This is a genomic window from Agrobacterium sp. CG674 (genome assembly GCF_053521645.1).
Genome location: NZ_JBNWDZ010000001.1, coordinates 887,533 through 905,669, shown reverse-complemented (window position 1 = coordinate 905,669; position 18,137 = coordinate 887,533). Strand labels below are relative to the sequence as shown.

General features: G+C 58.9%; 14 protein-coding genes. 1 reads left to right on the top strand and 13 read right to left on the bottom strand.

From position 1 onward, the window contains the following. Positions 1 to 130: 130 nt before the first annotated feature. Positions 131 to 2,458, top strand: coding sequence for a PAS domain-containing sensor histidine kinase (locus ACQZ51_RS04435; RefSeq protein ID WP_448775464.1), 2,328 nt, complete (start codon positions 131 to 133; stop codon positions 2,456 to 2,458). Positions 2,459 to 2,523: 65 nt separating this feature from the next. Here ACQZ51_RS04435 and ACQZ51_RS04430 read toward each other — a convergent pair whose 3' ends face one another. The 13 genes from ACQZ51_RS04430 to ACQZ51_RS04370 all read right to left on the bottom strand — a co-directional run bounded on the left by ACQZ51_RS04430 (position 2,524) and on the right by ACQZ51_RS04370 (position 18,125). Next, on the bottom strand, positions 2,524 to 3,642 hold the full coding sequence (locus tag ACQZ51_RS04430; protein ID WP_448775463.1) for a metallophosphoesterase: 1,119 nt from the start codon (positions 3,640 to 3,642) through the stop codon (positions 2,524 to 2,526). A gap of 134 nt (positions 3,643 to 3,776) precedes the next feature. After that, on the bottom strand, positions 3,777 to 4,160 hold the full coding sequence (locus ACQZ51_RS04425) for a VOC family protein (protein WP_448775462.1): 384 nt from the start codon (positions 4,158 to 4,160) through the stop codon (positions 3,777 to 3,779). Positions 4,161 to 4,198: 38 nt separating this feature from the next. Further along, complete coding sequence (locus tag ACQZ51_RS04420; RefSeq protein WP_448775780.1) at positions 4,199 to 7,138, bottom strand: bifunctional [glutamine synthetase] adenylyltransferase/[glutamine synthetase]-adenylyl-L-tyrosine phosphorylase; 2,940 nt, start codon at positions 7,136 to 7,138, stop codon at positions 4,199 to 4,201. Between the two features lie 96 nt (positions 7,139 to 7,234). Further along, on the bottom strand, positions 7,235 to 8,644 hold the full coding sequence (locus ACQZ51_RS04415) for an ATP-binding protein (RefSeq protein WP_448775460.1): 1,410 nt from the start codon (positions 8,642 to 8,644) through the stop codon (positions 7,235 to 7,237). Positions 8,645 to 8,653: 9 nt separating this feature from the next. After that, entirely contained in the window at positions 8,654 to 9,412 is a 759-nt protein-coding gene (locus ACQZ51_RS04410) for a response regulator transcription factor (protein WP_155398866.1), read from the bottom strand. 84 nt (positions 9,413 to 9,496) lie between these two features. Further along, a complete protein-coding gene (locus ACQZ51_RS04405; RefSeq protein ID WP_448775458.1) occupies positions 9,497 to 11,062 on the bottom strand; it encodes a Do family serine endopeptidase in 1,566 nt (521 codons plus the stop codon). A 194-nt stretch (positions 11,063 to 11,256) separates the two neighbouring features. Continuing rightward, positions 11,257 to 11,730 (bottom strand): cytochrome c-type biogenesis protein, encoded by a 474-nt coding sequence (locus ACQZ51_RS04400; protein ID WP_448775456.1) that lies wholly within the window; start codon positions 11,728 to 11,730, stop codon positions 11,257 to 11,259. After that, complete coding sequence (locus tag ACQZ51_RS04395; protein ID WP_448775454.1) at positions 11,727 to 13,718, bottom strand: heme lyase CcmF/NrfE family subunit; 1,992 nt, start codon at positions 13,716 to 13,718, stop codon at positions 11,727 to 11,729. The genes ACQZ51_RS04400 and ACQZ51_RS04395 overlap by 4 nt, the downstream gene beginning before the upstream one ends. Further along, positions 13,715 to 14,200, bottom strand: a complete 486-nt coding sequence (gene ccmE / locus ACQZ51_RS04390) for a cytochrome c maturation protein CcmE (protein ID WP_448775453.1) — start codon at positions 14,198 to 14,200, stop codon at positions 13,715 to 13,717. Before ccmE ends, ACQZ51_RS04395 begins: the two co-directional genes overlap by 4 nt. Next, positions 14,197 to 15,351, bottom strand: a complete 1,155-nt coding sequence (gene ccmI / locus ACQZ51_RS04385) for a c-type cytochrome biogenesis protein CcmI (protein WP_448775451.1) — start codon at positions 15,349 to 15,351, stop codon at positions 14,197 to 14,199. Before ccmI ends, ccmE begins: the two co-directional genes overlap by 4 nt. A 175-nt stretch (positions 15,352 to 15,526) precedes the next feature. Next, complete coding sequence (locus ACQZ51_RS04380) at positions 15,527 to 15,955, bottom strand: membrane protein (protein WP_042618463.1); 429 nt, start codon at positions 15,953 to 15,955, stop codon at positions 15,527 to 15,529. Between the two features lie 108 nt (positions 15,956 to 16,063). Next, positions 16,064 to 17,464, bottom strand: a complete 1,401-nt coding sequence (locus ACQZ51_RS04375) for an ATP-binding protein (protein WP_448775449.1) — start codon at positions 17,462 to 17,464, stop codon at positions 16,064 to 16,066. Then, positions 17,454 to 18,125: a response regulator transcription factor gene (locus ACQZ51_RS04370; protein WP_042618337.1), complete on the bottom strand. Its 672-nt coding sequence runs from the start codon at positions 18,123 to 18,125 to the stop codon at positions 17,454 to 17,456. Before ACQZ51_RS04370 ends, ACQZ51_RS04375 begins: the two co-directional genes overlap by 11 nt. Between the last annotated feature and the right edge of the window lie 12 nt (positions 18,126 to 18,137).

Below are 18,137 nucleotides of genomic sequence, written 5' to 3'. Positions count from 1 at the left end.
TACAGAGTCCGTTCAAGGGGTTAAATTTCTTTTAACCTTAAGCTCTGGACAAGCCGAATCAGCTTTGATTCACTGGTGTCAGATTCGAGCAATATGCTTCGAATATCACGAGGAATATCAAGGCGGATTAATGACGAATGTGCGGCGGGCGATTGCGGGCGATGAGCGCCCGTATGCCAAATTTGCTGACATAGCTGCATGGGGCGAAAGGCTTTCCGGTTATTTAACTGCTTTTGCCACGGTGCCAAGAAGCAGTATCCAGTTACCACAATTAGAATTGCTGCTAAAGCGGCTCATACCTGTCCTAATACTGGCCTTTCTCGTTGTCGTCGCGACATCGCGCATGCTGGGCATCGTTGCAGAGTCCGGGCGTATGGAAGAGGCTGCGCGGCAGACGACAGCACTTTCGGCACTCGCCGCCAGGGCCTCGCTCCACAATGCCGAACCCCTCTTTGCCACGCAGGATCGCGCCGATGCTGAGGCTCGCCTCAGAACAGCTTTTCCGACAGGCAGTCTCGATGATGACACGCTGCTGCTGGTGGCTGGCAATAACGGTCGCATTTTCGGTGGCATCGGCAAGAGCGCGCCGCTCTACGTCGGCACATCGCTGACGAGCCTTCTGCCGGAAATTGCCATCGTCCGCCGCTTTCCTGGCGCTCCCGGCACCATCGAAACCTATATTGAGGACACACCTCACTATGCGACTATGCTGCCGCTGGGCGTCGATGGCGGCATGATCATTGCTGCGCGGTCCTTGCAGCCGATCCGGTCTTTCTGGCGCAGCGAAGTGGCCATGAATGTCACGTTGTTCACCGGCATTTCCGCAATCCTGCTCGTCATTCTCTATGCCTATTACATGCAGGTGAAGCGTGCGCGGACGGCGGATGAAATCTTCGTGGAATCCAACCTTCGTGTCGAAACCGCACTGTCTCGCGGACGCTGCGGTCTGTGGGATTTTGACCTGTCGAACCGTCGCATGTTCTGGTCGACATCGCTTTACGAAATCCTTGGATTGCCGCCCAAAACAGAACCTCTGTCGTTCAGCGATGCTGCCCGCATGATGCACTCGGAAGATGGTAATCTCTATGAGCTTGCCCGCTCTGTCGGCTGCGGCGACCTTCGCCAGATCGATCAGATTTTCCGCATGCGCCACGCGCATGGCCATTATGTCTGGCTGCGTGCTCGCGCTCAGGTCATCCACACCTCCGCAGGCCCACGCGTCATCGGTATTGCCATGGACATCACAGAGCAGCACCGTCTGGCGCAGCGTTATGCCGAGGCCGACCAGCGTCTGGCAGATGCCATCGAAAGCACATCGGAAGCCTTCGTACTCTGGGACAAGAACGACCGCCTCGTCATGTGCAACGCCCACTTCCAGCAGGCATATGGTCTGCCGGATAGCGTTCTCGTCGCTGGCACCGAGCGATCTGTGGTCAACGCTGCCGCCTGCCGCCCCGTGGTGGAGCGCCGCGTGGCTGACCCGGATCAATCAGGCCTGTCGCGCACAACGGAAGTTCAGCTGGCCGATGCGCGCTGGCTGCAGATCAACGAACGCCGCACCCGTGATGGCGGTCTTGTTTCGGTCGGCACCAACATCACCCTTCTCAAACGCCACGAAGAGCGCCTTCGCGATTCCGAGAAACGTTTGATGGCAACGATTGGCGATCTCTCTGCCTCCCGCCACAAGCTGGAGCGCCAGAAGACCGAGCTTTCGTCCGCAAACGCTCTCTATCAGGCGGAAAAGGAACGGGCCGAAGCTGCCAACACTGCCAAATCCGAGTTCCTCGCCAATATGAGCCATGAGCTGCGCACGCCGCTCAACGCCATTCTCGGCTTCTCGGAAATCCTGCTGGCGGAAATGTTTGGCCCTGTTGGATCACCCAAATACAGCGAATATGCCCGCGATATTCACGATAGCGGCAAGCATTTGCTCAACGTCATCAATGATATCCTCGACATGTCAAAGATCGAAGCCGGCCATATGCGTATTAACCGCGAGAAGGTCGATCTGGTGCCGCTGGTGGAAGAAACGCTTCGCCTCACAGCCATTCAAGCTGCCCAGAAGAACATCTCCATCCGTCAGCGAGTCTGTAAGGACTTGCATATCTCGGGGGATCGCCGCGCCATGAAGCAGATCATGCTCAACCTGCTGTCAAATGCGGTGAAATTCACCGGCAATGGCGGGCGCGTGGAAGTTCGCACACATGTTCATCAAAGCGGCCTCATGTTGACCATCGCCGATACCGGCATCGGCATTCCCTCGGCAGCCATCAACAAGATCGGCCAGCCTTTCGAGCAGGTGCAAAGCCAATATGCCAAGAGCCAGGGCGGCTCGGGTCTCGGCCTTGCCATCTCCCGCTCTCTGGTGCGGCTGCATGGTGGAACCATGAAAATCCGCTCATGCGTGGGTAAAGGCACCGTCGTCACCCTGTTCATCCCGAACAGCGAAATCGCATAGGTTTTCGGAATAACCTGCATCATCCGGGAAAGTCCCGAGTTGATGCAGGTTCATATGCGCTCAGCTTACTGCGCGGTTCGTAGCGTAATACGTGTCAACTCGGATGGGATGCCCAACCGCAACGCAAAGCCCGGCCACAGCGCCGTGCCATTGTTGACGTAAAGCTGCATCTCGCCCACTCGGTAAAAACCGGATACGAATCCTTTGTTGGCGCGCGCCACGAGCTGATCGAGGCCAAGCACCATTCCGCCATGGGTGTGGCCGGAAAGCTGGACGGAAACACCAGCCCGCGCATTACGTTCGGCTTCCATCGGCTGGTGGTCCAGCAAGATGACCGGCGAAGACACCGGCGCACCATTCAGTGCCGCCGCTATATCTGGCGCTGGGAAACCAGATCGCGTCGAGGTCAGATCCGTTACGCCAGCGATAACAATTCGATCACCGTTACGCTCGATCACGGTGTGGCCGTTTGCCAGCGTCTTCATATTCAGGCCTTCAAAGTAGCGCATCCATTCTTCGTAACCGAAGAAATATTCGTGATTGCCGGGAATGGTGATGACACCATCGCGCGCCTTCAGCTTGGCAAGCGGCGCGATATCGGCCTCACGGCTTTGTATGTTTCCGTCGATCAGATCACCCGTGATGACAATCAAATCAGCGTTCAAGGCATTGGTTCTAGCAATTACCTCCTCAGCCCATTCTGCCGTAAACAGGCGGCTAATATGAAGGTCGGTCAGCTGGATCATCTGATAGCCATCAAAGGCAGACGGCAGGCCCTTGACGGAAATCTCGATATCTTTCAGTGGCGGCACGCGGATGGCTTGCGAGACACCGAAAGATGCCAGACCCAGAGCTGTAAGGCCCATTGCGTATCTGAGACCGGCCGGCACAGCCGGGAAGTGACCTTTGAAGGGCCAAATCACCAGCGAAATGAGATCCAGCGCAATCTGGAACACCGCCAGTAACAGTATCGTACCCATCAAGACGTTGAAAGCTATGACCAACGACCTCGGGAACTCGGGCGAGAAAACCGAGCCGGACGAAAGCCGACTGAACATATGATATTGGGACGCGACCAGCAGGAGCACCGCAATCGCGATTTTCAGTGACCAGATCCATGGCAGCGGCAAAATAAAGCGTGTCGCGACCAGCAGCCACGGAAGTCCAAACATCAGATGAAACATGCGAAAGCTCTCGTTAAAAACCTTTTTACGGCATCAGACACCGATCGGATCAATGGAATGACGCAGTCAACGTCTGCACCAACAGGTCTGTTCCGGTATGGTTGCTATGCCAAAAGCGTACCTTGACGATATAATTAGTCGGTTTTGCTGATGTCGTAACAGACGAACGCAATCTTGTTTCCATCGGGGTCGCGAACATAGGCCGCGTAGAACCCTTCGCCGTAATCGGGACGCAAACCCGGCGCGCCCTCGTCAGTTCCACCATTTGCCATGGCAAGGGCGTAGAGATTGTCGATCATGGCAGAACCCTTGATCAGAAACGCCGTCATGACGCCATTTCCGACGCTGCCTGTACCGCCATCAAATGGATAGCCCGTCGCAAAACGCGGTGCATTCACATCGGTCTTGTCACCCCAGAATGAGACCTGCTCGTCTTTGAAGCACTGCTTCAGCCCCATCTCGGCAAACACCGGATCGTAGAACCGCACGGCACGGTCGAGATCCGTAGTGCCAACCATCGTGTATCCAATCATCCGATCGTCTCCAGCTTGGCGTTTCAGCCCTTACCCGTCACAACCATTGTAAAGACCTTGCGAACAGTTTTCGACAACCGTTTCACCTCACCCTCCAGCGTGCCGATGTCGGGGCAATCGCCCGCCCGGCAAACAAGATCGATCAGCCCGGCAGGTGCCTGTTTTGGCTCGAAATCGCTGTCGATGCACAGGCGAATGATCTGGGAAAGCTCGGTGAACAAGTGCAGCGCCGCCATGCAGTCGTCATGGGATTGAGCATCCATGGTGCCAGCGGCAACCCGCTTCCAGACATCAGCCGTGCTTTCACCGGCAATGTGTTGGGGCAGATTTTTGGCAGAGGCGACCAGCGTCAGATATTGCGCCACGAATTCCAGATCGATCAGACCGCCGGGAATAAGCTTGAAATCCCAGCTATTGGCGGGTGGCTTTTCCTCGGCAATCAGCTTGCGCATATCCTGCACATCCGCTGCGATCTTAGCCACATCCCGCGTCTGGGAGAGGATGGAGGAAATGATATCCTGCGCCTGCGCTGACAAGGCCGCGTCACCGCAGATCAACCGGGCGCGTGAGAGCGCCAGATGCTCCCATGTCCAGGCTTCCTCGCGCTGGTATTTCTCGAAGGTTGCAATGCGCGTCGCCACCGGCCCCTTGTTGCCGGATGGCCGCAGCCGCATATCGACCTCATAAAGCACGCCTTCTGCCGTGGGAGCCGATAGAGCCGAGATAACGCGTTGCGTCACGCGGGTATAATATCTGACGGCATCCAGCGGCTTTGCCCCATCGGATTCGGCAATCCCATCGTCGAAATCATAAAGCAGGATCAAATCCACATCGGAACCTGCCGTCAGCTCGAACGAGCCAAGCTTGCCCATGCCGACCACCGCGAGCCGACCACCCGGATAGGTGCCATGCGCTGCTTCCATCTCGGCCATCACAGCCTTTACCGCAGCCTCGATGACAAGATCGGCAAGGTGGGTGAAGGCCCGTCCCGCCGCGTCACCTTTGATAGCACCCGTCAGCAACCGCACACCGATCAGGAAGCGTTGTTCGGCGGCAAAGATGCGCAACCGGTCGAGAATGTCCTCATAATGGCGCGCAGGTGCCAGAAAGCCCTGCATGCGCTGTCCGAGATAGTCCCGGGTCGGTATCTCGGTCATCAGCGCCGGGTCCAGCATGCCGTCAAACACATGCGGGCGCGCCGCAATGATTTCAGCCAGACGCGGCGCAGATGACATGATCGTCACCAGCAGCGCCAGAAGGGCTGGATTGTTGCCGAGAAGGGAGAAAAGCTGAATGCCCGCAGGCAGGCCAGAGAGAAAATTATCAAACCGCAACAAGGCCTCATCTGCCCGCTTGCTCTCGCCAAAGGCCTTGAGCAATTCCGGCGTCAGTTCCGTCAGCCGCTCGCGTGCCTCAACCGATTGCGTTGCGCGGTAACGGCCATTGTGCCAGGTGCGGATCACCCGCGACATGTCCTCCGGGCGCTCGAAGCCAAGCCTCGCCAGAGTTTTCAGGGTGTCGGGGTCATCTCTCTGGCCGGTGAAAACCAGATTTCCGCTTTCGCCTGAGAGCTTCGTCTCCTGCTCGAACAGTGCGGAATATTTGCGCTCCACCACCCACAGCACGCCTTCCAGCTTTTCGGAAAATGCCTTCGTGTCGGCAAAGCCCAGCATGAAGGCGATGCGCTTCAGTTCTGCTTCACTATCGGGCAGAATATGCGTCTGCTCATCGCGCACCATCTGAATGCGGTGCTCGACTTCGCGCAGAAACCAATAGGCATCCGTCAGGCTGTCACGTGTCTTGGCATCGATCCACTTCGCCTCCGTCAGCGCCGAAAGCGCTGCCTCGGTCGAACGAACCCGCAGTGGCGCCATGCGCCCGCCCGCAATCAGTTGCTGCGTCTGCGCGAAGAACTCGATCTCGCGAATGCCGCCGCGACCAAGCTTGACATTGTGCCCCTTCACCGCAATTGCGCCATGGCCCTTATGGGCATGGATCTGCCGCTTGATGGAGTGGATATCGGCAATCGCCGCATAGTCCAGATACTTGCGAAACACGAAAGGCGTCAGCTCCCGTAGGAAATTCACACCGGCCTTGATGTCACCTGCCACAGGACGGGCCTTGATATAGGCTGCCCGCTCCCAGTTCTGCCCCCTGCCCTCATAATAGGTCAATGCCGCCTCAACCGGAATGGCAAGCGGTGTGGAGCCAGGGTCGGGGCGCAGCCGCAGGTCGGTTCGAAACACATAACCATCCGCCGTGCGCTCCTGCATGATGCGGATCAGCCGCCGCATCATCCGCCCAAAAGTCTCCAGCGCATCCAGAGGGTCAGGAACGATACCTGCCGTTGGCTCGAAAAACACGACGGCGTCGATATCGGAGGAATAGTTCAGCTCCTGTGCGCCCAGCTTGCCCATGCCAAGCACGATCAGGCCAGAGCCTTCGCTCGGCGCGTCCTTGTTAGGTAATGTCAGCTTGCCGCTTGTGTGGTTGCTCAGCAGAAGGTGGTCGATGGCTGCAGCAATGCTCGCATCGGCCAGATCGCTCAGCCAGCGGGTGGTGTCTCGGGCCACGAAGATGCGGGCAAGATCTGCTAGTGCGGCAATGAAGGAGAGCCGCCGCTTGGCGGTACGCAGCCGCGTCATCACCTCGGCTTCGGTCGGTATGCGCCCCTCAGCATCCGGCCGCCAGCTGTTGCGCGCATCGTCAACCAGTCGGGAAAGCGTGGGCTCGAGCGGCGCTGATACAGCGAGGCTCAACACGCCCTCATCAGCCACCACGAGATCACGCAAATAGGGAGAAAGCGTCAACGCATAGGCGATAAAATCCTTGAGTGGCCTGTCGCTTGCCAGCAGATCTGCGACATCGGGCTCATTTTTCGCAACGTCCCTCAAGGTCGAGAGAACGGATTTCAGCTCTGTCTGGGTATAGGGGCGGATAACCCCCGGCTGCACGTCTTCCAGCCGTTTTTCAACGGTTGCCGCTTGTTGCAATGTCTCTCTCCCTTCAACTGTGAATGCCCAATCCGGGGAATCGGCTTCATCGTTTTGGAGTTGAGCTTACGGCTTGGAAACGGGAAAAACCATCGAAACAGTCAGGCCAGGTGCTTGGGCGTTTTCGGTGTCTGTGTCGGAAAGCTGAAGCGATCCGCCATGCAGTTCCATCACCGCTTCGACGAGAGAAAGGCCAAGCCCCGTTCCGGGCTTGGAACGGCTTTCATCCAGCCGCACGAACCGCTTGATGACCTCGTCACGCTTTGGCGCTGGCACGCCGGGACCATTATCCGCAACGGAAAGAACAATGCCGTCCTCCTCTCGGGCCAGCCGCACCAGCAGACTCTTCTTGCCCTCGTGACCACCAGCATATTTGATGGCGTTGTCGATGAGGTTGGTCAGCGCCTGACCGATCAGTTCGCGGTTACCCTGCACTATCAGCCCCGGCGCAATATTGGCCGTCAGCGTCAACCCTTCCTCGTCGGCAACCGGCTCGTAAAGCTCGGCACTGTCTTCGGCAATTGCGGAAACATCCACATCGCTCATCTCGGCGGCGATGGAACCTGCCTCCACGCGGGAGATCATCAGCAGGGCATTGAAGGTGCGGATCAGTTGATCCGATTCGGCAATAATGCCCTCTAGCGCAGCGCGGCGCTTGCCGTCGTCCCGGTCCTCCAGCGCCTCGGTGGCCTTGTTGCGCAAGCGCGTCAGCGGCGTCTTCAAGTCGTGGGCAATGTTGTCAGAAACCTGCCGCAAGCCCTCGTTCAGCTTTTCAATGCGCCCAAGCATGGCGTTCAGCGAACCCGACAGGCGATCGAATTCGTCACCGGACCGTCCCTGTGGCAGGCGCTGCGAAAGGTCGCCCGCCATGATTTTCTTGGTTGCCGCAGACATGCGGTCAATGCGCTTCAGCGCGTTGCGCCCGATCGCAAACCAGATGAGAACGGCACCACCGCCCATAATGGCCAGCGCCACCATCAGCGCGTTGCGCACCAGCAGCCGGAACTTCCTCGGTTCACCCAGATCGCGCCCGACCAGAATGCGCAGGCCATTATCAAGCTTGAAAATATGAGCCGTCGCCAGATGCTTCACGCTGTCGCCGCTTTCGGAATAGCGCTCATAGCCAAACGGCAGTTCGGTCCATCCGTCATTGTCCAGAACACCCGGCTGCACGGAAGCCACGTTGCCCGCCAGAATTTCACCATTCGGCCCGGCAATCACATAAAGGCTCGCACCCGGCTGGCGGGCACGGCGTTCCATCATGCGCAACAGCGGGTTTATGCCGCCGCGATTATAGATGCGCTGAACGTCGTTCACCTCCTGCTGCACAGCATCGCGGGTCTGCCGGTTCAGCAAACCTTCCGATAGTGCCGTCACATAGAAAACAAGAAAGGCGGCGCAGAGCGCAAAGAGCAGAATGTATAGCGCCGATAGGCGCACGGCTGTTGAGCCGAACAGAAGACGAAGACGTGCCATGAGGCGGATTTACCCCTCGTCCTTCATCATATAGCCCGCACCGCGAATGGTCTTCAGAAGCGGCTTGTCGAAGTCTTTCTCGATCTTGGAACGCAGGCGCGAGACATGAACGTCGATGACATTCGTCTGCGGATCGAAATGATAGTCCCAGACATTTTCCAAAAGCATGGTTCGGGTCACAACCTGACCGGCATTCTTCATCAAATATTCCAGCAGGCGAAATTCGCGCGGTTGCAGCAGGATTTCCTTCCCCGCGCGGCGCACATCATGGGAAAGGCGGTCCAGCTCCAGATCACCAACGCGGTAGACCATGTCCTGTTCGGGCTTGCCCTTGCGCCGACCCAGCACCTCGATGCGGGCCAAAAGCTCGCTGAAGGCATAGGGCTTCGGCAGATAATCATCGCCACCAGCGCGAAGGCCGGTCACGCGGTCATCCACCTGCCCCAGCGCAGACAGGATCAGCACCGGCGTTTCAATCCCGCGACGGCGCAGCTCGCTGATGACGGATAGTCCGTCGCGGCGCGGCAGCATGCGGTCGATCACCATCACGTCGTACGTGTTTTCAACGCCCATGAACAAGCCGGCCTCGCCATCACTGGCGTGATCGGCAACAATGCCCGCTTCGCGGAATGCCTTGGTCATATAGGCCGCGGCCTCGAGGTCGTCTTCAATAACAAGAATCTTCATGTGCGGGACAATAGCGTTCTCCGCCTTCACCACACAACTGGAAACGGATGCGGGAGACAATTCCTGAGCCTTGTTTTCCATGGGGTTTCTCCGAAGATTTCGCGGCGAGACAATCGCCAAAGCGGAGCGGGAGAAACAATCGCCTCTCCCGCCCATTTTCACACATCAACCCTGGTCGATATCCAGCGCGATGAAGCGGCTGCCATTCTCTGTCTGGATCTGGAACAGAGCCTTGGAACGACCGTCCTTCTTGGCCTGCGACAGGATCTTTTCGACATCGGCAGCAGACGCCACCTGCTGGTTGTTGACTGAGGTGATCTTCTCACCTTCTTTCAAGCCACGGGCCGCTGCATCGGAATCGGGATCGACATCCGTAATCGCAAGGCCAGCGCCATCTTCAGATGGTGCAACCGTCAGGCCAAGGCTGGATAGCGCCTTTTCCGTTGAAGACTGGCTGCCGCCATCATTCTCCTGGGCTGGAGAAGCCTTCGATGCATCATCGCTTGCTAGGTCACCCAGCGTCACGGTGATAGGCTGGGACTTGCCAGAACGCCACACGGAAAGCTCAACCTTGGTGTTGGGCGAAAGGGCACCGATACGACGCGAGAGATCGCGGGCGTCCTTGACTGTGTCGCCGTTCAGCGCGGTGATGATGTCACCCTGCTTGATGCCCGCCTTGTCACCGGGTGAACCGGCCTGCGGAGCGACAACCAGCGCGCCGCTTGCCTCGGAAAGTCCAAGCGATTCGGCTATGTCCTTGCTGACAGGCTGGATCTGCACGCCAAGCCAGCCACGCTCGACCTTGCCGTCCTTCATCAGATCCTGGATCACGTCCTTGGCGACAGACGCAGGGATGGCGAAAGCAATACCAACATTGCCGCCGGAGGGCGAGAAGATGGCGGTGTTGATGCCGATGACTTCGCCGTTGAGGTTGAAGGCCGGACCACCGGAGTTACCACGGTTCACAGCCGCGTCGATCTGCAGATAATCGTCATAGGGGCCAGAGCCGATATCGCGACCACGGGCCGAGATGATGCCTGATGTGACCGTGCCGCCAAGACCGAATGGGTTGCCAACGGCCACCACCCAGTCACCGACGCGGATTTTGCTGTCATCGGCAAACTGAACATAGGTGAACTTGCGGTTCACATCGACTTTCAGCACGGCGAGATCGGTGCGGCTGTCACGACCCACCAACTTGGCGTCGAGTTCCGTGCCATCATTCATCACGACAGTGAAGGCTGAGCCGTCATCGACAACGTGGTTGTTGGTAACGATGTAGCCGTCTTCGGAGATGAAGAAGCCGGAGCCCTGAGCCGTTGGGCGAAGCGGGCCTTTACCGTCGCGGTGGGCCTTTGGACCACGCTCGGCGCGCTTGTCGCCTTCACCGGAACCCGGTCCGCCGAATTCCTTGAAGAAGCGCTTCAGCGGATGGTCATCCGGCAGCTGGTCGAGGCCACGACCGCCAAAGTTGAACGAATAGCCGTTACCTTCGTCGGATGCGGGCTGAACGTTGGATTGCACGCGCACCGAGACAACAGCGGGCGAGACAGCGTCAACGACGTTGGCAAAGCTCGGCACCTGCGGCGCTGTCACCTCAACGGGAGCTGCGAAAGAATGAGCAATTGGCCCTGCTACGCCGGTCGTCAACATCAGAGCAGCCAGACCACCAACGGCGGAAGACTTGAGAATGGTCTTCAGCGAGGGACGTCCCTTTTGCGAATTAGACATGGATCTTACCTTCTTTCTTCATTCAGACTGGAGCCCCGTTTTGGCCGGGGTTAAGCGGTGGATGACAAAAGATATAGGTGCCCGCACCTTACTGCGAAGTGTCTGGCATGTGAAAAATCGGTAATGTTGAGCGATACTATGAAAGGGCTGGTCGAGCAGCCTCGCCCTGAGCACTCTTTTTCAGCCGAACGCCCTTATTTTTCAAGAAGATCGCGAATGCGCGCCTCTTCGTCCACCGTCAGCCTCTGCCCCTCGGAAACTGCCACGCGACGCCGCGCGAAAACAAAAACAGCGGTCGCGCCGATCAGGATCAGAGCAATGGGCGCGCCCCATAGGGCAATCGTGCGGGCGCTCACACGCGGTTTCAGCAGCACGAATTCGCCATAGCGGGAAACGACATAGTCCATGACAGCCTCGTCGCTGTCGCCCTGCGTCAGGCGCTCGCGCACCAGCACGCGCAAATCCCGCGCCAGTTCGGCATTGCTGTCATCGATCGATTGGTTCTGGCACACCATGCAGCGCAGCTGAACGGTCAGCGCACGCGCCCGTGCTTCCAGTGCCTTGTCGGCCAGAACTTCGTCAGGGTTGAAGGCAAATGCAGGCAATGCCGTCATGAGCAGGACGAGGAAAAGGGCTGCGTTTCGCATCTGCCGTTGAAAGAAACTCATTCCGCCGCCCCCAGCACGGCATCCTTGGCCACTCTCGCCTTGCGCTTTGGCGCACCCACACGCAGACGCCGGTCCGATAGCGAAACCATCCCGCCAATCATCATGAAGATCGTACCGCCCCAGATGCACAAAATGAACGGCTTCCACCAGATGCGAACGACGATACCGCCGTCAGACATCGGGTCGCCGAGCGAGACGTAGAGCTGCGAAAGCCCGAAGGTCATGATGCCGGCTTCCGTCGTGGGCATGCGCCGCGCGGTATAAAGCCGCTTGGATGACCACACATCGGCCACCTCTGCGCCACCCTTGCGCGCGGTGAAATGTCCCCGATCTTCGGTAAAATTCGGGCCGACATGGTGGCGGATGCCATCGAAGGTGAGGCTGTAGCCGCCCGCATCCACCGCCATGCCCTGCTTCATTTCGACAACGGTTTCCGTCTCGAATGTGGTCACGACGACGATGCCGAGCACGGTCACGCCAAGGCCCATATGCGCAAGCGTCGTGCCGAAGGTGGAGCGCGGTAGGCCTTTCAGCCGTCGAAACGCAATCCCGAAGGCGAGCTTTCCGAAGTTGGCGCGGTACCAGAGATCGGCGAGCGCGCCGAAAATCAGCCAGAACCCGGCCATAAGGCCCAGCGCTGCCAGCACAGGCCCACCATGCTCGATGTACCACAGTGTCAGCCCGGCCAGTGCCGCAAGGCCCGCCGCCACATAAAGCCGCTGGAATGCGCCAAGCAGATCGCCGCGTTTCCATGCCAGCATCGGCCCGAATGGCGTCACGATCAGGATGGGGATCATCAACAGCCCGAAGGTCAGGTTGAAGAATGGCGCACCGACGGAAATCTTCTCACCCGTCAGCGTTTCCAGAACCAGCGGGTAAAGCGTGCCGATCAGCACGGTCGCAGTCGAAACAGTGAGGATCAGGTTGTTCAGCACCAGCGCGCCTTCACGCGAAACCGGGGCAAACAGCCCGCCCGCCTTCAGCATTGGCGCGCGCCAGGCAAACAGCGAAAATGCGCCACCGATGAAGATCATCAGAATGCACAGAATGAAAATGCCACGGCTCGGATCGGTCGCAAAGGCATGGACCGATGTCAGCACGCCGGAGCGAACGAGGAAGGTGCCGAGCAGTGATAGCGAGAACGTCATGATCGCCAGCAGAACGGTCCAGATTTTCAGCGCCTCGCGCTTTTCCATCACCAGCGCAGAATGCAGCAAGGCCGTACCGGCAAGCCACGGCATGAAGGATGCGTTCTCAACCGGGTCCCAGAACCACCAGCCGCCCCAGCCCAATTCGTAATAGGCCCAGTAGGACCCCATCGAAATGCCTGCGGTCAAAAAGGTCCATGCCGCCAGCGTCCATGGCCGCACCCAGCGCGCCCATGCGGCATCGATGCGACCTTCGATCAGGGCTGCAACCGCAAAGGAGAAACAGACCGAAAAGCCAACATAGCCGAGGTAAAGCAGCGGCGGATGGATGGCGAGACCGAAGTCCTGCAGCACCGGGTTCAAATCCTGCCCTTCGGCTGGCACTGGCGAAAGGCGCGCAAAGGGGTTGGATGTCAGCAGAATGAACAGCAGAAACGCCGTCGTCACCCAGGCCTGCACGGCCAGCACATTGGCACGCAGCGTATCGGGCAGGTTGCGGCCATAGACCGCCACCATCGCGCTGAACAGCACGAGGATCAGCAGCCACAGCAGCATGGATCCCTCGTGGTTGCCCCACACGCCCGTCAGCTTGTAGAGAACAGGCATCAGCGAGTGAGAATTCTCATAGACGTTCTTCAGCGAGAAATCGGATACCGCGTAGGCATGCGTCAGCGCGGCGAAGGAGAGCCCGACCAGAAGAAACAGGAGAACCGAACCGATAGGCGCGATGTCCATCAGCGCCTTGTCATTACGACGTGCGCCAATGGCTGGTAGCGTGGACACCACAAGCGCGACAGCCAGCGCCAGAACCAGAGCATAATGGCCGATTTCGGTGATCATTTTGCAGCTCCCGTCTCAACCGATCCAGTTTTCGCCGCACCGTCAGGTGTCTGCTGCCACAGGCCCTTGTCTTTCAACCGGTCGGCAACCTCCTTGGGCATGTAGTTTTCGTCATGCTTGGCCAACACGCTGTCGGCAACGAAAGCATGGGTCGCCGCATCGAAAGTACCCTCGGTCACCACACCCTGCCCCTCGCGAAACAGGTCCGGCAAAATGCCGGTATAGCTTACCGGAACGGTTGCCCCGCCATCCGTCACCGCAAAGCTTACCGTGCGTCCCTCGCCGCGCTTGACCGAACCTTCGGCCACCAGCCCACCAAGGCGAATGCGCGTGCCGGGGGCAACGCTGGTCTTTTCCAGATCGCCGGGCATGTAGAAATAGGCAATGGATTGGCCAAAGGCGAACATCACCAGAAACGCCGCGATCATGATGAAGCTTAGACCGCCGCCGATAACAGCCAGTCTCTTCTGCTTGCGGGTCATTGTGCCACTCCCTGCGCATTCACACCAAGCTGCTGCGCCAGCGCCAGCAATTGTTTGCCCTGCTCCCCTGCGGGCGGAAAGGCTTTCAAACCATCGGCCAAAGCTTGCCGTGCCTTCTCGTCGTTCTTCAGCATCGCGTAAGACCGCACCAAACGCATCCAACCCTCGAAATTGTCCGGGTTTTCCTTGAGGCGCGCATCAAGGCTTTCCACCATGCCAGCCACCATGGCCTGCCGGTCTTGCGGCGACATATTGCTGGCGGCTGCAATATCCTGCTCGCTCGGCCCACCTGGCGCTTGCGGTTTTGGAGCTTGGGCCTTCGGTGCTGCGGCAATGGCCCCGCCGGTGTTCTGCAGATGCGCCTGAACCAGCGGTATCCACGGCGCGCCCTCGGGCGAATCCTTCAGCAATCCGGCGAAGGCACCTCGCGCCTCGGCGGTCTTGCCCGCCTGCTCCAGCGAAAGCGCCAGATAGAAGCGGGCGCGGGGATTACCGGGGCTTGCTTTTTCAGCCTTTTCCAGTGCTGCGCGCGCATCTTCGATAACAATGCCCTGATTGGCGGCAATCAGCGTCTCGGCAAGGCCCGTTAGGCGCTGCGGGTTTTCACCCAGAAGCCTGATAGCATTGCGATAGGCCATCTCGGCATCACCAAGCCGCATCGTCTTGAAGTAGATCGGGGCCAGCACGTCCCAGCCCGCGCCATCGTCGGGCTTCTGCGCCAGATGCCGCTCAGCCTTGGCAATCATCAGCTCCATGTCGTTGCCGGGCTTTTCCAACCGTGCCTCAAGCGGCATGTCGGGCGCATTAGGGCTGCCCATGGACAAGTAAAGACAGAGCCCCGTCAGGGGCAGAAGCAGGGTAACGATGCTGGCCAGCCTGTTGTGGCGACGTGGCGCGATGGCAGCGCCATGGCCCGGCTGGCTGGATGCAGCGGCCAAAAGCCGCCGCCCTATTTCGGCACGGGCATATTCCGCCTCGGTCTCGCCGATCAGCCCGCTTTCGCGCTCGCGCTGCAATTCGGCCAGCTGGTCGCGGTAAACCGCGACCTCGCCCTCACGGGCCGTGTCGGCTGTGCCGTAGCTGCGCATCAGCGGGTAGGTCAGAACGATGGCGACAGCCGCCGTCAAAAGAGCGATAATAATCCAGAACATGCCGTTTCAATTACTCGAATGCGCACCGCTTTGGAATGAGTCGCGGCGGAATGACGTGAATTTGAGGCTATATACCGCAGGCGGTCGCACCAAGGCACAACTTCGGCAAACGTCCCCACAGTTACGCTTTTGAACGACAAATCCTGCGCCTGCCTTGACATGTGTCAAATCGAGGTCAGGTCAGCGGCGTCCATGTGCCATTGCTGTTGCGACAGGCCGCACCGCGTACTTTCGCCTGCTTGCCATCAACGGTCAGGCTGTGGGCATATTGGCGGCAATTCTGGTTGCCCACCTGGTAGGGCGCATTGGCAACCACTTCGCCGCGCGTATCACCGCTTCCCCAAACCACAGCCTGTCCACCGGGTGATGTTTCAAGCGCCTGATATTCGGCTTCCATAGCCCTGTTGAAGTCGCCACGGCTCATCTGCAGGCCGCTTCTGCCGGCAATCCCGCCCTGAAGCGCGGAAATGTAGGGCGTTGCAGAGGCACCGCCGCGACCCAGCAATCCGCCACCGGCGTTGCGGGTATTGGATGTTGTGCAGGAACTGAGAACTGAAATGCAGAGCAGCGAGACAACCGCAGGGCGCATAAGGCTGGAGTTCATACCGGCAAATCCGGCTTTGCCTATCACGTCAACCAAGAATACACTCCTTCTCAACGCGCCATCCTGGCGCGGTCATTCCTCACGCAATGTCATGCCAGTTTTTTTCCGTCATGCAAGCTCTTTCGAAAGTCCCGGCAGAAGCAATTCGGCTTTCAACCCGCCCAGCGGGCTGCGCGACATGGCAAAGGTACCGTGGTATTCTGAAACCACTTCGCTGACGATGGAAAGACCAAGACCCGTACCTGGTCGGCTTTCATCCAGCCGCCTGCCCCGCTTCATCGCTTCGGTAATCTGTTCCGGCTCAAGGCCCGGCCCGTCATCCTCCACCAGAAGCGTCACCCATGACCTGCGCGTCACATCCGGGTCGGACGAGGAATGCGTTCCCGGCGTCACCGTCACCACAACCCTTGACTGCGCAAAGCGCGCCGCATTTTCCAGAAGATTGCCCACGGCCTCTTCCAGATCCTGCTGCTCCATGGCCAGCACCATGCCCGGCTGCTCCATGTTCAGCTCAAAGCTCTTTTCCGGGTTCAAACGACGCATCACCCTCACCAGCCGCTCAAGCGCCGGTTCTGCCTCGGCACGCGCCAGAATGGAGCCCCGCTGCGCGGCAATGCGGGCACGGGAAAGGTAGGATTGAACCTGCGCCTGCATGGCATCCACCTGTCCGCGCACCAGATCGCCATGGTGGCTGTCCATCGTGCGCGCCTCGTTCAACAGAACCGCAATCGGCGTCTTCAGCGAGTGCGCCAGATTGCCCACCTGCATGCGCGCGCGCTCCACAAGGCGTCGATTGCTCTCAATCAACGCATTGATCTCAGTCGCCAAGGGCTGGATTTCCCTCGGAAATTCACCCTCCAGCCGCTCTGCATCCCCGCCGCGTATCTTGCCCAGCGCCACACGCGCATGGTCCAGCGGCCGCAAGCTGTAGAGAATGGCAAGGCCGTTCACCACAAGGCTTCCAACTCCGAAAACGGCCAGCGCCAGATAGAGACTGTTGGAAAAATCGCGGACATCGTCTTCCACGACATTCAGATTGCCGGTCACGCGAAACCGCGCTGCCCGGCCCTCGCCGTCCAGCACCACTTCGGTCTCGGCCACCTGCACCCGGTTTCCAGCACCATCCGTCACAACGTAATAACGCTCATAGCGATTGTCGAAAGGCACATCCAGAATGCCGGGAACCGGCAGCGTCGAAACGCCGAGCGACGACGAAACAAGCGGTGCCGTCTGAAAATTGCCCAGCGGCTCAACTACCCAGTACCAGCCGGTATCGGGCTGCGAGAACCGCAGGTCACCCAGTTGCGGGCTTCCGGCAAGCGTGTTTTCGTTGGAAACGGTAATGGAGTTGATGACGTTGTAGAGCTGCGCACGCAGCAGGTCGGTAAAGCTGCGCTCCACGCCCTGCCGGTAGAGCGTCGAAATCACCACCGCAATCACCACCAGCGCCAGGACAGACCATGCCGAGGCCAGCAGCAGAACGCGGGCGGTGAGTGAATTACTTCGCATCTGCGGGCGCTTGCATCCGGTAGCCAAGCCCCCGGATCGTTTCGATCAGATCCACGCCCAGCTTCTTGCGCAAGCGTCCAACAAATACCTCGATCGTGTTGGAATCGCGGTCAAAATCCTGGTCATACATATGCTCGACCAACTCGGTGCGGGACACGACTTCGCCCATGTGATGCATGAGGTAGGAGAGAAGCCGGAACTCGTGCGAGGTCAGCTTCAGCGTCACACCGTTGACGGTCGCCTTGGAGGATTTGGTGTCGAGCCTCACCGGTCCGCAGACAATCTCGGATGACGCGTGGCCCGCCGCCCGGCGGATCAGTGCGCGCACACGCGCCAGCACTTCTTCCACATGGAAGGGCTTCGTCACATAATCATCGGCACCGGCATCGATACCTGCCACCTTGTCGCTCCAACGGTCGCGGGCGGTCAGGATGAGAACCGGCATGGACTTTCCACCAGCGCGCCATTTCTCGACAACGGTAATGCCGTCCATCTGCGGCAGGCCAATGTCCAGAACGATGGCGTCATAGGGTTCGGTTTCGCCCAGATAATGGCCTTCTTCGCCATCATAGGCCTGATCGACGACATAGCCCGCTTCTTTCAGCGCGTCGGTCAGCTGCCGATTGAGATTGGTATCGTCCTCGACCACAAGAATGCGCATCGTCAGTCCCTC